We start from the raw sequence: 13096 nt of genomic DNA on the forward strand, positions 1-13096 counted from the left end.
AGGCATCGTGGCACGGTCCGCACGCCGTCGCGCCATCCAGGGCACGCCTCAACCACCGCCCGGAAGTGCCGACTGACTACATCGTGAGTGCTGCCGCCACCTACCATCGGTTCTCCGTGAACAAGCTCCATCCCACTGCGCTCTGGGCGCACTCGAAGACCGAGGCCGGCCAGCGGGCGATCCGCTACACGGCCACGTCGGTCATCTGCGTCGGCATCACCCAGATGCTGATCATCCTGTTCTTCGGCGTGCTCAAGATGGGCGCCATCCCGGCCAACCTCTCGGCCACCATGATCACCTCGATCCCGGCCTTCGCGCTGAACAAGTACTGGGTCTGGGGCAAGAAGGGCAAGGCCCACCTGCGCCGCGAGGTCCTGCCGTTCTGGGCGTTCACCGTGGCCGGCTGGATCCTGTCCACCGGCGCCGTGGCCCTGGCCGTGCACCTCACCAAGGGCAACGACCTCGAGCGAACCATCAGCGTGATGGCGGCCAACATCGCCGGCTTCGGCACCCTCTGGGTCCTCAAGTACATCTTCCTCGACAAGATCATGTTCGGCACCGATCACCACACGCCGTACGACGAGGACATCGAGCTCGAAGAGGCCGGCCTCACCCCCACCTGAGGTGGTGGGCCCGGCACCGGGCCCACGTAGTGTCTGCCCTCGTGATCGATCCCCGTTCCCCCATGCCCGCGGCGCTGCACGAGGCGGCCATCGCCGCCCGCGGGTTCATGCCCACCGACGAGGGCGACGCCCTCTGGGAGGCGGCGCTCGAGGCCAGCGGGTCGGTCGCCGACCGTCCGTACCTCGAGGTGGGGTCGTACTGCGGGAAGTCGTCGGTCTGGCTGGGTGCGGCCGCCCAGACCACCGGGACCATCTTGTTCGCCCTCGACCACCACCGCGGCTCCGAGGAGAACCAGGCCGGTTGGGAGCACCACGACGCCGACCTGGTCGACCAGGAGATCGGGCGCATGGACACGCTCCCCACCTTCCGGCGCACCGTGTTCGACGCCGGGCTCGAGGGCTCGGTCGTCGCCCTGGTGGGCGACTCGCCCACGGTCGGCCATCACTGGACCACGCCCCTCGCCCTGCTGTTCATCGACGGCGGCCACGGCCACGATCCCGCCCACCGCGACTACGACCTGTGGACGCCCCACGTCGCCGCCGGCGGCACGCTCTGCATCCACGACGTGTTCCCCGACCCGGCCGAAGGCGGCCGCCCCCCGTACGAGATCTACCTCCGCGCCCTCGACGACGGCTTCGTCGAGCGCCGCGCCGTCGGCTCCCTCCGCGTCCTCACCGCCCCCGGCGCCTGACGCTCCACGAACTCGCCCTCATGGCGAGGGGCGGGGGCTACTCGGCCGAGGCGTCGTCTTCTTCGGTGATGTCGATCAGGGCCGGGAGGACCGCGTCGTGATCGGTGAACAGGGCCGAGGTGGGCCCGGCGCCCCAGAGGCCGTCGGCGGCCAGCACCACCGCAGCGGCGGTGTAGGTGGACTGCTCGTCGGCGGGGAAGTGGGTGAGGTCGGGGTAGACCGTGCCGGTCCAGTAGCGGCCCGACTCGACGCGGTACTGCTGCACCCAGCTGAACAGGCGCTCGGCGGTCTCGCGCTCGCCGACGGCCAGGTGGGCCAGCAGGCACTCGCAGGTCTCGGCCACGGTGATCCACGGCCGGTCCTTGACGCAGCGCACGCCGCGGCCGTCGTCGATGAACGTGTCGAAGCGGTCGGCCAGCCGGGCCCTGCCGGTCTCGCCCAGGATCACGCCGCCCAGGACCGGGTAGTACCAGTCCATGGCCCAGCGGTGCTTCGGGGCGAAGGCGTCGGCCTCCTGGTGGCGGATGACGTGGGTCAGCTGGGCCGCGGAGAGCTCCCAATCGGGGCGCTCGTGGTCGAGCAGCTCGGCCAGGGCGATGGCGCAGCGCAGGCTGTGGCAGATGCTCGACGAGCCGGTGAGCAGCGCGAAGGGCCACGGGGTGCCGTCGGCGTGACGGGCCCAGAGGATCTCGCCGCGGGGCTGCTGGAGCTCGAGCACGTAGTCGATGGCCTTCTCGACCACCGGCCACATCGTCTCGGCGAAGCCGCGGTCCTCGGTGAGGAGCCAGTGGTGCCAGACGCCGGCGGCGACGTAGGCGACCACGTTGAGGTCGAACTTGTCGTCCTCGATGCCGTCCTCGACGTAGTACTGGTGCCAGGCACCGTCGGGGCGCTGCAGGCCCACCAGCCAGTCGTAGGCCCGCTCGGCCTCGGCGACGCGGCCGCCGAGCGCCAGGGCCATGGCCGCCTCGACGTGGTTCCACGGGTCGGCGTGGCCGCCCGGGTACCACGGCACCATGCCGTTGGGCAGCTGCCAGTCGGCGATGGCGTCGACCGTGGCCTGCACCTCGGCGGCGGTGATGACCCCGTCGACCTCGGGCACGGTGATGTCAGCCACGGACGGGCTCCGCCGCGTTCGCCGGCTTGCGCGCGTAGAGCACGAGGCTCTTGCCCAAGACGGGGTTGAGGGCCTTCTCGGTCCAGCGGGTGAGCTTGGGGGCCTTCATGATGTCCCAGGTGAGGAGCTTCAGGTAGGCCTGGACCAGCGGGTTGTCGTCGTTGGTGGGGCCGACGGCGCACTTCAGCCACCAGTACGGCGAGTGCAGCGCGTGGGCGTGGTGGGTGCCCTCGGGGACCAGCCCGGCGGTGGTGAAGCGGTTCTTCAGCTCGACCTCGGTGAAGATGCGCACGTGGCCGCCCGGCACGAACGGGGCGTGGTACTCCTCGGAGAGCGCCCAGCAGATCCGCTCGGGCAGGAACGTGGGCACGGTGACGGCGAGCAGGCCACCGGGCTTGAGCACCCGGGCCAGCTCGCGGGCCGCGGCGGCGTCGTCGGGGATGTGCTCCATCACCTCGGAGCAGATGATGTAGTCGAACGTGTCGTCGCCGAACGGGAGGCCGGTGCCGTCGCCGTTGACGGTGGCCCAGTGGGTGCCGGCGGGGGCCTCGCCCGCGTCTTCCATGGCGGCGAACAGGCCCGAGCAGTCCTTGAGGTCGGCGAGGGAGTAGTCGAGCGCCACGATGTGGGCGCCACGGCGGTACACCTCGAACGCGTGGCGGCCGGCGCCCGCGCCCATGTCGAGGACGAGGTCTCCGGGCTTGAGCCCCAGGCGGTCGAAGTTGACGGTGAGCATGGTGTGGTGGTCCCGGCTACTTCTGGGCCAGCCGGGCGCGGTACTCCTCGACCGTCTTCTCGGCGGTGTGGCGCCAGCTCCACTGGTCGATGACCCGCTGGCGGCCGGCGAGGCCGACCTTGCGGCCGATCTCCTCGTTGTCCATGACGTAGGCGATCTTGCTGGCCAGGGCCTCGCCGTCGCCGGGAGGGACCAGGAAGGCGGTCTCGTTGTCGGGGCCGACGACCTCGGGCACGGCGCCGCCGGTGGTGGCCACCAGCGGGATGGCGCAGCTCATGGCCTCGATGGCCGGGAGCGAGAAGCCTTCGTAGAGCGAGGGGACGACGGCGATCTCGGCCTCGGAGTAGAGCTCGACGATGCGCTCGTCGCTCACGCCCGACACGAAGGTGACGGCGTCGGACAGGCCGAGGTCGTCGATGGTGCGAGCGGACTCGCCGCCGGGCTTGGCCTTGCCGATGACCGTGAGGGTGACGTCGGGGCGCTCGGTGCGGAGCTTGGCCACGGCCTCGAGGAGGTAGCGGAGGCCCTTCATGGCGACGTCGGCGCTGGCGGTGGTGATCAGCATGCCGGGCTTGCGCTCGACGCCGGCGACCGGGAGGAACATCTCGGGATCGACGCCCACCGGCACGATGTGCATGCGGTCGGTGTCGACCTTGTGGTCGGCGTGGATGTCCTTGAACGAGTTCTCCGACACGGTGATGACGCGCTTGAGGCGGCGGGCCACCTCGGTCTGCATGTCGACGAAGGCGTACCAGCGGCGCAGGTTGAACTTCTTCAAGAAGCCCTGCGCGTGCTCGATCTCGAGCCGGCGGTCCACGGTGATGGGGTGGTGGATGGTGGCGATGACCGGCAGGCCCTCGTGCTCGATGGCGAGCAGCCCGAAGCCCAGCGACTGGTTGTCGTGGACGATGTCGAACTCGTCGGTGCGGTTCTTGAGCTCGTCCCAGGCGCGCATGGTGAACGCGAGGGGCTCGGGGAAGGTCCCGAACGTGAACGCGCTGACCTCGAGCCAGTCCTTCCAGTTCTTGAGCTCCCAGAGGCCGGGCTGCCGCATGGGGAAGTAGTCGTTGTAGATCTGCAGGCTGGGCAGCTCGACGAGCGGGACGCGCGGGTCCAGCTCGGGGTACGGCGGACCGCCGAACACGGTGACCTCGTGGCCGAGGTCGACCAGCGCCTTCGAGAGGTGGCGGACGTAGACGCCCTGGCCACCGCAGTGGGGCTTGCCCCGGTAGGCGAGGAGTGCGATGCGAAGGGGACGGTCAGCTGAGGCCATGGAACGCCTAGCCTTTCGGGTTCTTGACCACTGGGTCAAGCGAGCGGGGTGCCAGCCTCCCTGCAACCGGTCCGTTTTTCCCCGGATTCCCGCCGGCAGGTGCCAGGTGTCACGTCGCGATCGCCGGGCTGGGCGGACCCGTGGGGCAGGATCTCGCCATGCGAGCGCTGGTGCAACGGGTGACGCGGGCGTCGGTGACGGTGGGCGACGAGGTCACGGGCGCGATCGGTCCCGGGCTGTGCGTCCTGGTCGGGGTCACCCATGCCGACCGGGTCGACGAGGCTCGGGCGCTGGCCGCCAAGGTGTGGCACCTGCGGGTGTTCGACGGGCCCGACGGGCGGCCCGACCTGGCCGTGGGCGAGGTGGGCGGCGAGGTCCTCGTCATCAGCCAGTTCACGCTCTACGGCGACACCCGCAAGGGTCGTCGACCGTCGTGGATCTCCGCCGCCTCGCCCGAGCAGGCCGAGCCGCTGATCGAGGAGCTGGGCGCCGAGCTCCGGTCGCTGGGCGCCACCGTGGCCACCGGCCGCTTCCGAGCCGACATGGCCGTCGAGCTGGTCAACGACGGGCCCGTCACGCTCCTGCTCGAGGTGGACGCTCCATCGCCGACCGGCCCTTCCGAGCGCTGAACCAGGCCAGGAGCCACGCGCCGGCGAGGAGCCAGGCGGCCGCCAGGCGCCACGGGGTGTCGCCGTAGCGGGTGTACCAGGTGAGGCCGGTGCGCAGGGGCACGTCGCGGCGGACGCGGACCGCCTGCTCGCGGGTGGCGGTGCGCTGGTGGACCTGGCCGGTCGGGCTGACGAAGGCGCTGAAGCCGGTGGGGGCGACCTGGGCCAGCCAGCGGCCGGACTCGATGGCCCGGAGGCGGGAGTTGGCGACCTGCTGGGTCTGCACGAACGTCCCGGTGTAGGTGGAGCCGTTGGTCGGGTTGTAGAGGAGCTGGCCGCCGGCCCGCACGGCCGAGCGGGCCCGGTGCCCGAAGAACACCTCCCACGAGATCACCGTGGCGAGCGGGGCCGCCTTGGTGCGGAGCAGGCCGGACTGGTGGGAGACGGTGGCGTCGCGCGAGGCGAGCGTGTCGGGGGCCACCTTCTCGATGAGCGACCGGAACGGCACCCACTCGCCGAACGGGACCCGCTGGACCTTCACGTAGCGGTCGCCCCAGTTGCCCTGGGCGTCGAGCACCTGCTGCGAGTTGCGGAACCTGGTGTCGCTCACCCCTTCGGTCGTGCCGACGGCCAACGGTGCGTCGAGGCGGCGGGCCAGCTCCTGGAGCTCCACGCCCTCCTGGGCCTTCTGCACGGCGAAGTCGGTGTCGACCACGTTCTCGGGCCACAGCACCAGGTCCATGCCCGGCGGGACCTTGGCGCTGGCGTCGAGGTGGCGCTGGAAGACCTTGCGGCGGTCGGTGTTGATGGCGCGGGTGCCCTGGGCGCCCCCGCCCTGCACGAGGGCGATGTCGATCTCCTTGCCCGTGGGCGTGCCGTTGGGGGCCACCACCGCCACGCCGACGACGACGAGCGCAACGACGACCAGGGCGCCGGCCTTCGCCCACTGGCGGGTGGAGAGGGCGGACAGGGCGATGCCCAGGGCCACGGTGACCCCCGCCATCCCGAGCACGCCGCCGATGCGGGCCACGGCTGACAGCGGCCCGGCCACCTGGCCGACGGCGAGCATCGACAGGGGGACGCCGCCGAACGGCCACGCCGCGCGCAGCGACTCGCACAGCACCCAGACGCCGATCAGGCCGAGGGCCCGCCCCGCCCGGGGCGGCACGGCGATGCAGAAGGCGCCGAGCAGGAACCCGAAGAAGAGCACCGCGATCACGTAGCCGGGGGCCGTGAGCTGGACGATCCAGAACACCGTGGGCGTGAACAGCGCCCAGCCGACCATCGAGCCGCGGTAGAGGCGCTGCTTCCAGGTGGTGCCGGCCAGGAGGCGGTCGAGCACGGCGATGCCGATGAACGCGAGCGGCCACCAGCCCCACGGCGGCATCGACGCCGCGAGCAGCAGCCCGGCGACGACCGCCTTCAACGTGGGGGAGTGGCGCAGCCGCAGCCAGCGCGGGAGGTCACCCTCGTCGGGGTCGGTGCTCGACGGGGTGGCGGACGGCTCGGACATCAGCCGACGAGTCTGGCCGACGGCGGCTGGGCGGAAGGGATCAGGGCGAGGCGTCCGGCGGGTCGGTCAGGTGCTGAGGCTGCGGCGGGTGGGCCAGGTGACGCCGAGCCGGGCGACCGCGTCTTCGGCCGACCGCACGCACGCGGGGATGCCGACGCCGTTGACGGCCATGCCGGCGAGGGCGATCGGCGTGGCGGCCAGCTCCTGCTGCACGGCGGCGATGCGGTCGAGGTGCCCGGGGGCGTACTGCGGGAACGAGCGGTCCCAGCGGCCGATGCGGACCTCGGTGGGGGCGGCGCTCACGCCGACGATCTGGTCGAGGTCGGCGAGGACCCGCTCGGTGAGGGCGGCATCGTCGAGGTCGGCGAAGCGCAGGTCGCCGGTGCGGCCCACCGAGGTGCGCAGGATCACGTCGCCGCGCTCGGGGTCTCGGAGCTGGGCCCACTTGGAGGTGGCGTAGGAGATCGCGGTGACGAGGGTGCCCTCGCCGCGCGGGACGAGGCAGCCGCTGGCCCCGGCGGTGTCACCGATCGACTCGCCGTCGAAGGCCATGGTGAGCATGGCGATCGACGAGTGGTCGATGGCCGTGAGCGCCGCGCCGACGGTGGGCAGCGCCGACGCCAGCAGCGGCCCGGCCACGTGCGCGGGCGTGGTCACGATGGCCGCGTCGGCCTCGACCACTGAGCCGTCGGCCACCGTGACCCGCACGCCGGCCGGGGTGCGCTCGATGGCATCGGCACCGTGGCCGACGCGGATGTCGACGCCGGGCATGAGAGCGAGGAGCAGGTCGATGATGCGGGCCATGCCCCCGATGGGCGTGGCGAAGATCGGCGCGTCGGGTGAGGCGCCGGACGCCGCGGCCCGCTCGCGCTGGGCGAGGCACGATCGGATGAGGCTCGGGTCGCCGGAGCGGGCGGCGGCGTCGAGCTGCGGGACGACGGCGGCCAGGCTCATGGTGGTGGTGTCGCCGGCGTTGATGCCGCCCAGCAGCGGATCGATCAGGCGGTCGACCACCTCGTCGCCCAGGCGGCGGCGGAGGTACGGGCCGATGGCGACGTCGTCGCCCGTCACGTAGGGGTCGTGCGGGTCGGCCGGCGCGATGAGGTCGGCGCGGGCCCGGTCGATGGCGGCGGCCGACACCGCGCCGGTGGCGGCGAGTGCGTCGAGGTCGGTGGGGACGCCCATGACGTGGCCGCCGGGCATGGCGCGGCGGGCGCCGTCGAGGAAGAGGTGGGCGGTGCGCTCGGCGGGCGAGATCAGCTCGCCGTCGAGCTCGAGGTCGTGGCACAGGGCGAGCGCCCACGGGACCCGCAGGAGGAAGGCATCGGCCGTCTCGTCGACCGGTCGCCCGGCCACCACCGACGTCTGCAGCTTGCCGCCGAGCCGGTGGGGCTCGATGACGGTGACGTGGACCCCGCCCTGCGACAGCCGGTACGCCGCCACCAGGCCGGACAGGCCGCCGCCGAGGACGACGACGTGGTCGGGCCGGGTCACGGCACCGGGCCGGCGATGGCCGCGATGCGGCGGGCCAGGGCGCTCAGGACGTAGGCGTCGTCGTTGAGGACACGGGTGCGGGCGAACTCGATGCCGGCCTCGGCGGCCACGCGGCGGGCCTCGATGTCGAGGTCGTAGGCCACCTCGAGGTGGTCGGCCACGAAGCCGTGGGGGCAGACCAGGATGCCGGCCACCTCGCGGGTGTTCCCGCGCTCTCGGATCACATCGAGGATGTCGGGGCCGCGCCACGGCTCGGGGGTGGCGCCGGCGCTCTGCCAGGCCGTGGACCAGCGCGGGTCGCCCACCGACGCGGGACCGTCGATCACGCCACGGTGGCGCAGGTCGATCGACTCAGCCACCGCCTCCGCGGAGGTGCGCAGCTCGTCGGGGTACGGGTCGCCGGCCAGGACGCGCTCGGGCAGGGAGTGGGCGGTGAAGACCACCTCGGTCCGAGGCGGCAGCAGCGGGAGGGCGTCGGCGATGGCGGCGGCGAGGAACGTGCGGTACTCGGGCAGGTCGTGCCAGCGCTCGATCCCCGTGGCCGGCAGGCCGGCGGCCGCGGCCGACTCGGCCACGCGCGCCTGGTACTCGCCGACGCTGAAGCCGGAGTAGTGCGGGGCCAGCACCACGCCGATGATCGACTCGACGCCCTGGGCGGCCAGGGTGGCCACGCCGTCCTCGATGAACGGGAAGGCGTGCTTCTGGCCCAGCGTGACGACGAAGCGGCCGGGCACCTCGGCCTCGAGGGCGGCGGCGATCACCGCGATCTGGTCGGCCGTGCGCTGGGCCAGCGTGGAGGTGCCGCCGAGCGCGTCGTAGCGGAGCTGGAGGTTGGCCAGCTGCTCCGGCGTGGGTGGGCGGCCGCGCCGGATGTGCGTGTAGTACGGCTCGACGTCGGCGGGGGTGGCGGGGGTGCCGTAGGCCATGACCACCACGCCGACGCGACCAGCGGCGGGTGGCGCGGTCACGTGACCTTGCCCTCGGTGTGGACCAGCTCCACGACCCGCTCGAGCACCTCAGGGTCGGTGTCGGGCAGGACGCCGTGGCCCAGGTTGAAGATGTGGCCGCGGTGCCCGCCGGCGCGGCGCAGCACCTCGCGGGACCGGTCGAGCGCGACCTCCGCACCGGCCAGCACCGCCACCGGATCGAGGTTGCCCTGGAGCGCGGTCCCGTCGCCGAGCTTGGTGCGGGCATCGTCGAGGTCCATGCGCCAGTCGATGCCCATCACGTCGGCGCCGGCGTCGCGCATGTGGGTGAGCAGCTCACCCGTGTTCACGCCGAAGTGGATGCGCGGCACCCCCGTGGAGCCGATGCCCTCGAGCACCTTCTGCGAGGCCGGCATCACGTAGCGGACGTAGTCGGACGGCGACAGGGCCCCGGCCCACGAGTCGAACAGCTGCACGGCCGACGCGCCGTTGGCCACCTGGCTGTGGAGCGAGGCGAGGGCCAGGTCGGCGAGCCGGTCCATCAGCGCGAACCACAGCTCGGGGTCGGTGTACATGAGCCGCTTGGTGTTCTCGTAGGTGCGGCTGGGCCGGCCCTCGATGAGGTAGGCCGCCACCGTGAACGGGGCGCCGGCGAAGCCGATCAGGGGCACATCGCCCAGCTCGCGGACCAGGTTGCGCACGGTCTCGAGCACGAAGGGCGTGTCGGCCTCGGGGTCGAGCGGGCGGATCCGCTTCAGGTCGTCGGCGGACCGGAACGGCTGCTCGACGACCGGGCCCACACCCGGCTCGATGTCGACGCCGAAGCCGATGGCCTCGATGGGCGTGACGATGTCGGAGAAGAGGATGGCGGCGTCGGTGCCGTAGCGGCGGACGGGCTGCAGGGTGATCTCGGTGGCCAGGTCGGGAGTGCGGATGGCGGTGACGATCGTCCCGGTGCCGCGGATGGCCCGGTACTCCGGGAGCGCCCGCCCGGCCTGGCGCATGAACCACACCGGGACCCGGTCGTGGGGCTCCCGTCGGCAGGCTCGGAGGAACGGGGCGTCGGCGCTGACCACGGGCCGAGGCTATCGGTGGGCCCCCGCCCCGCCCCATCCCGGTCGCTGCCGGGGCTTCGTCAGCCGCCGAAGGTGCGCTCGACGGCGGCGATCCACGCCGACTCGGCATCGTCGGTGGTGCCGTCGGCCGAAGCCACCAGCCGGCAGGCCGCCGCCACGGTGGCGCGCAGCTCCGGCTCGGTGATCACCGAGGAGGCCTGGGCGAGCAGGGCGTCGATGCCGTCCTCGCGGTCGCGGGCGTTGCGGACGGTCGAGGTGGCCGAGCCGAGCGCCTGGCTGAACGAGAACGTGGGCGTGTCCCACTGGTGCTCGCCACTGAAGGCGTCGATCTCCTCGAGCTCGGTCGCGCTGACCGTGCCGTCGGAGAACATGGTGGCGACCAGCAGCTCCAGGACGGCGCGGTGCTGGGCCTCGGTGGCCGGGTCGGTGGGCGAGTCGACGCCCGGCACGGGCTCCAGGCCCAACAAGTGTTCGTACCCCGCCTTGAATCGTTCGAGCATCGACGCATCCTGCCACCGGCGCGCCGTGGTTGGATGCAGCCATGCGCCGCTCGATCGATGACCATCCGTTCGACCCCACGCAGGACCCGGTCGTGGCCGACGACCCCGACCTGGCCCCCGTGTCGTGGGCGATCGCCATCGCCGACGACTACGACGACGCCGAGCCGCGCATCGTGCTGACGGTCGACGAGATCGGCAAGCCCGGGGAAGGCCTCGTGGCCCACCTGCTCCCCGCCGAGGCCCGCCGCATCCGCATGGCCCTGCGCGACGCCCTCAAGGAGATCGGCGAAGACCTGGGCGCCTGACCTGCGCCTGACCTGCGCCGGAGGTGACCGGTCCGATCGGGGGCGGGCGGGGCTAAGCTTTCGAATCCCCGAAAAGGGGTCCGTCGCCCAGAAGGACTGCCGCAGAACCACATGCCGATCCATCCCGACTTGGCTGCTGAACAGGCCTACATCGACCGTGCGTACGAGTGCCTCGACGAGGCGCGCACCTCGGCGAACCGGTTGAAGGGCATGGTCGAGGTGGGATCGGGTGGCACCGAGCAGGCCCGCTTCGAGCGCGAGGTCATCTACGACACGGTCACGAACCGCCTGACGCAGCTCCACCTGGGCGATGCGTCGCTGCTGTTCGGCCGGGTCGACCGCGAGCCCGACGAGGGTGGCGAGACCTTCTACATCGGGCGCCTCGCCGTGGCCGACCAGAACCAGGAGCCGGTCGTCGTCGACTGGCGGGCACCCGTGGCCGAGCCCTTCTACCGGGCCACCGGCCGGCAGTCGATGGGTCTCGCCCGCCGCCGCTACTTCGCCACCCGCGGGCGCCAGCTCCTCGGTATCGAAGACGAGCTCTTCGGCGAGCACGCGCTCGACCTGGGCGAGGCGGCCGGGCTCCAGGGCCAGGGCACGCTGATCGCCGCGCTGGAGACGGCCCGGTCCGGGCGCATGGGCGACATCGTCGCCACCATCCAGGGCGAGCAGGACGAGATCATCCGGGCCCCGCTGCCCGGCGTCCTGGTGGTCCAGGGCGGCCCCGGCACCGGCAAGACCGTCGTGGCGCTGCACCGGGCCGCGTACCTCCTCTACACGCACCGCTTCCCGCTCGAGGACCAGGGCGTGCTGGTGGTCGGCCCCAACCGGCTCTTCCTCGCCTACATCGAGCAGGTGCTCCCATCGCTCGGCGAGTCGGGCGTGGAGCTGGCCGTGCTGGCCGACCTCGTCGACGGCGTGAAGATCCGCGGCCGCGACCGCGAGCGGGTGGCCCGCCTCAAGGGCGACGCCATCATGAGCCAGGTCCTGGCCAAGGCGGTCCGCGACCGCAAGCGCCCGCTGCGGCGCTCGCTGCGCATCGGCCTCGGGTTGCAGACGCTCCACCTGTCGGTGGGCACGTCGGCCGACATCGTCCGCGACGCCCGCCGGCGGTACCGCCACCACAACGCCGGCCGGCGGTTCGTCGAGCGCGAGGTGGCGTTCCACCTGGCCAACTCGTCCCGCACGCCGCTCGAGCCCACCGAGGTGTGGCGCCAGGTCCGCAAGCACCCCGACGTGCGCGCTGCGCTGGAGGAGATGTGGCCGGTCCTCACGCCCGCCCAGCTCCTGCACGACCTCTACGGATCGAAGGCGCTGCTGTACCTGGCGGCCGGCCGCCACCTGGCCAAGGAGCGCGTCGAGCTGCTCCACCGGCCCCGGTCGGAGTCGATCGACGACGTGGTGTGGACCCACGACGACGTGCCGCTGCTCGACGAGGCCCGCTCCATGCTCGGCCCCAAGCCCCGCAAGCAGCGCCGCGACGACGACGAGATCCGCACCTACGGCCACATCGTGGTCGACGAGGCGCAGGACCTGTCGCCCATGCAGCTGGCCATGATCAGCCGCCGCTCGCTCAACGGCTCGCTCACCGTGGTGGGCGACATCGCCCAGTCCACCGGGGCCTGGGCCCACGCCGACTGGGACGAGATCCTGTCCCTGCTGCCCAACCGGCGCCCGCCCCACCGCGAGCAGCTCACGGTCGGCTACCGCATCCCCGGCCCCAACATGGACCTGGCCGCCCGCGTGCTGGCCCGGTCGGCGCCCGACCTCCTGCCGCCCCGATCCGTCCGCCAGGACGGCCGTCCGCCCGTGTTCCGGCGCGTCGATCTCGACGACGAGCTGGCCCCGGCGGTGGTGCAGGCGGTGCGCGACGAGATCGCCGCGGTCGGCACCGGCAACGTCGCCATCATCTGTCCGGCCTCGCGGGTCGACGAGTGCTCCGCAGCGCTCGACCTCGTCGGCATCGACCACGGGGTGGCCATCGAGCAGGGCCTCAACCACCAGGTCACCGTGGTGCCCGTCGGCATCGTCAAGGGCCTCGAGCTCGACGCCACCGTGGTGGTCGACCCCACCGGGATCCTCGCCGAAGAGGCGCAGGGCATGCGGGCGCTCTACGTGGCGCTCACCCGGGCCACCAAGCTGCTGACGATCGTGCACCAGGGCGACCTGCCCGACGTGCTCGCCCCGATCGACGCCCCCGAGCCTCAGCCCGTCGGCTGAGGCCCCCGTCGGT

General features: G+C 72.5%; 13 protein-coding genes. 5 read left to right on the forward strand and 8 right to left on the reverse strand.

The features are described 5' to 3' along the window. The first annotated feature begins 116 nt into the window (after positions 1 to 116). Together ACPPVX_RS14270 and ACPPVX_RS14275 are read left to right on the forward strand one after the other, a co-directional pair. Entirely contained in the window at positions 117 to 623 is a 507-nt protein-coding gene (locus ACPPVX_RS14270; RefSeq protein ID WP_426571229.1) for a GtrA family protein, read from the forward strand. Positions 624 to 685: 62 nt separating this feature from the next. After that, positions 686 to 1315 carry a class I SAM-dependent methyltransferase gene (locus ACPPVX_RS14275; RefSeq protein WP_426575041.1) on the forward strand — a complete coding sequence of 210 codons (630 nt, stop codon included), beginning with the start codon at positions 686 to 688 and terminating at the stop codon, positions 1313 to 1315. Between the two features lie 37 nt (positions 1316 to 1352). On the opposite strand, the gene ACPPVX_RS14280 is transcribed toward ACPPVX_RS14275, so the two are convergent. Genes ACPPVX_RS14280 through ACPPVX_RS14290 form a run of 3 tightly spaced genes read right to left on the reverse strand, consistent with a single transcriptional unit; the run spans position 1353 to position 4441 of the window. Beyond that, on the reverse strand, positions 1353 to 2432 hold the full coding sequence (locus ACPPVX_RS14280; RefSeq protein WP_426571230.1) for a prenyltransferase/squalene oxidase repeat-containing protein: 1080 nt from the start codon (positions 2430 to 2432) through the stop codon (positions 1353 to 1355). Then, a complete protein-coding gene (locus tag ACPPVX_RS14285) occupies positions 2425 to 3168 on the reverse strand; it encodes a class I SAM-dependent methyltransferase (RefSeq protein ID WP_426571231.1) in 744 nt (247 codons plus the stop codon). The genes ACPPVX_RS14280 and ACPPVX_RS14285 overlap by 8 nt, the downstream gene beginning before the upstream one ends. A gap of 16 nt (positions 3169 to 3184) precedes the next feature. Further along, a complete protein-coding gene (locus tag ACPPVX_RS14290; protein WP_426571232.1) occupies positions 3185 to 4441 on the reverse strand; it encodes a glycosyltransferase family 4 protein in 1257 nt (418 codons plus the stop codon). A 158-nt stretch (positions 4442 to 4599) separates the two neighbouring features. Between ACPPVX_RS14290 and dtd the strand changes: the two genes are divergently transcribed. Beyond that, positions 4600 to 5070: a D-aminoacyl-tRNA deacylase gene (dtd, locus tag ACPPVX_RS14295; protein ID WP_426571233.1), complete on the forward strand. Its 471-nt coding sequence runs from the start codon at positions 4600 to 4602 to the stop codon at positions 5068 to 5070. Here the strand turns inward: dtd and lnt are convergent. From lnt to ACPPVX_RS14320, 5 genes are all read right to left on the reverse strand, one after another. Then, on the reverse strand, positions 5015 to 6562 hold the full coding sequence (lnt, locus tag ACPPVX_RS14300; RefSeq protein ID WP_426571234.1) for an apolipoprotein N-acyltransferase: 1548 nt from the start codon (positions 6560 to 6562) through the stop codon (positions 5015 to 5017). The genes dtd and lnt overlap by 56 nt on opposite strands. A gap of 66 nt (positions 6563 to 6628) precedes the next feature. Continuing rightward, on the reverse strand, positions 6629 to 8056 hold the full coding sequence (hemG, locus tag ACPPVX_RS14305) for a protoporphyrinogen oxidase (RefSeq protein WP_426571235.1): 1428 nt from the start codon (positions 8054 to 8056) through the stop codon (positions 6629 to 6631). After that, positions 8053 to 9024 (reverse strand): ferrochelatase, encoded by a 972-nt coding sequence (gene hemH, locus ACPPVX_RS14310; protein ID WP_426571236.1) that lies wholly within the window; start codon positions 9022 to 9024, stop codon positions 8053 to 8055. Before hemH ends, hemG begins: the two co-directional genes overlap by 4 nt. Continuing rightward, the gene (gene hemE / locus ACPPVX_RS14315) at positions 9021 to 10058 is read right to left on the reverse strand and encodes a uroporphyrinogen decarboxylase (RefSeq protein WP_426571237.1); all 1038 of its coding nucleotides are present in this window, start codon (positions 10056 to 10058) and stop codon (positions 9021 to 9023) included. Before hemE ends, hemH begins: the two co-directional genes overlap by 4 nt. Before the next feature lie 59 nt (positions 10059 to 10117). Further along, complete coding sequence (locus tag ACPPVX_RS14320) at positions 10118 to 10558, reverse strand: TerB family tellurite resistance protein (RefSeq protein WP_426571238.1); 441 nt, start codon at positions 10556 to 10558, stop codon at positions 10118 to 10120. A gap of 41 nt (positions 10559 to 10599) precedes the next feature. On the opposite strand from ACPPVX_RS14320, the gene ACPPVX_RS14325 reads away from it, so the two are divergent. Together ACPPVX_RS14325 and ACPPVX_RS14330 are read left to right on the forward strand one after the other, a co-directional pair. Further along, positions 10600 to 10863, forward strand: coding sequence for a hypothetical protein (locus ACPPVX_RS14325; RefSeq protein WP_426571239.1), 264 nt, complete (start codon positions 10600 to 10602; stop codon positions 10861 to 10863). A 129-nt stretch (positions 10864 to 10992) separates the two neighbouring features. Beyond that, positions 10993 to 13083 (forward strand): HelD family protein, encoded by a 2091-nt coding sequence (locus tag ACPPVX_RS14330; protein WP_426571240.1) that lies wholly within the window; start codon positions 10993 to 10995, stop codon positions 13081 to 13083. The last annotated feature ends 13 nt before the right edge of the window (positions 13084 to 13096 follow it).

This window comes from Aquihabitans sp. McL0605 (assembly GCF_049993875.1).
In the GTDB taxonomy this organism is placed as follows: Bacteria; Actinomycetota; Acidimicrobiia; order Acidimicrobiales; family Iamiaceae; genus Aquihabitans.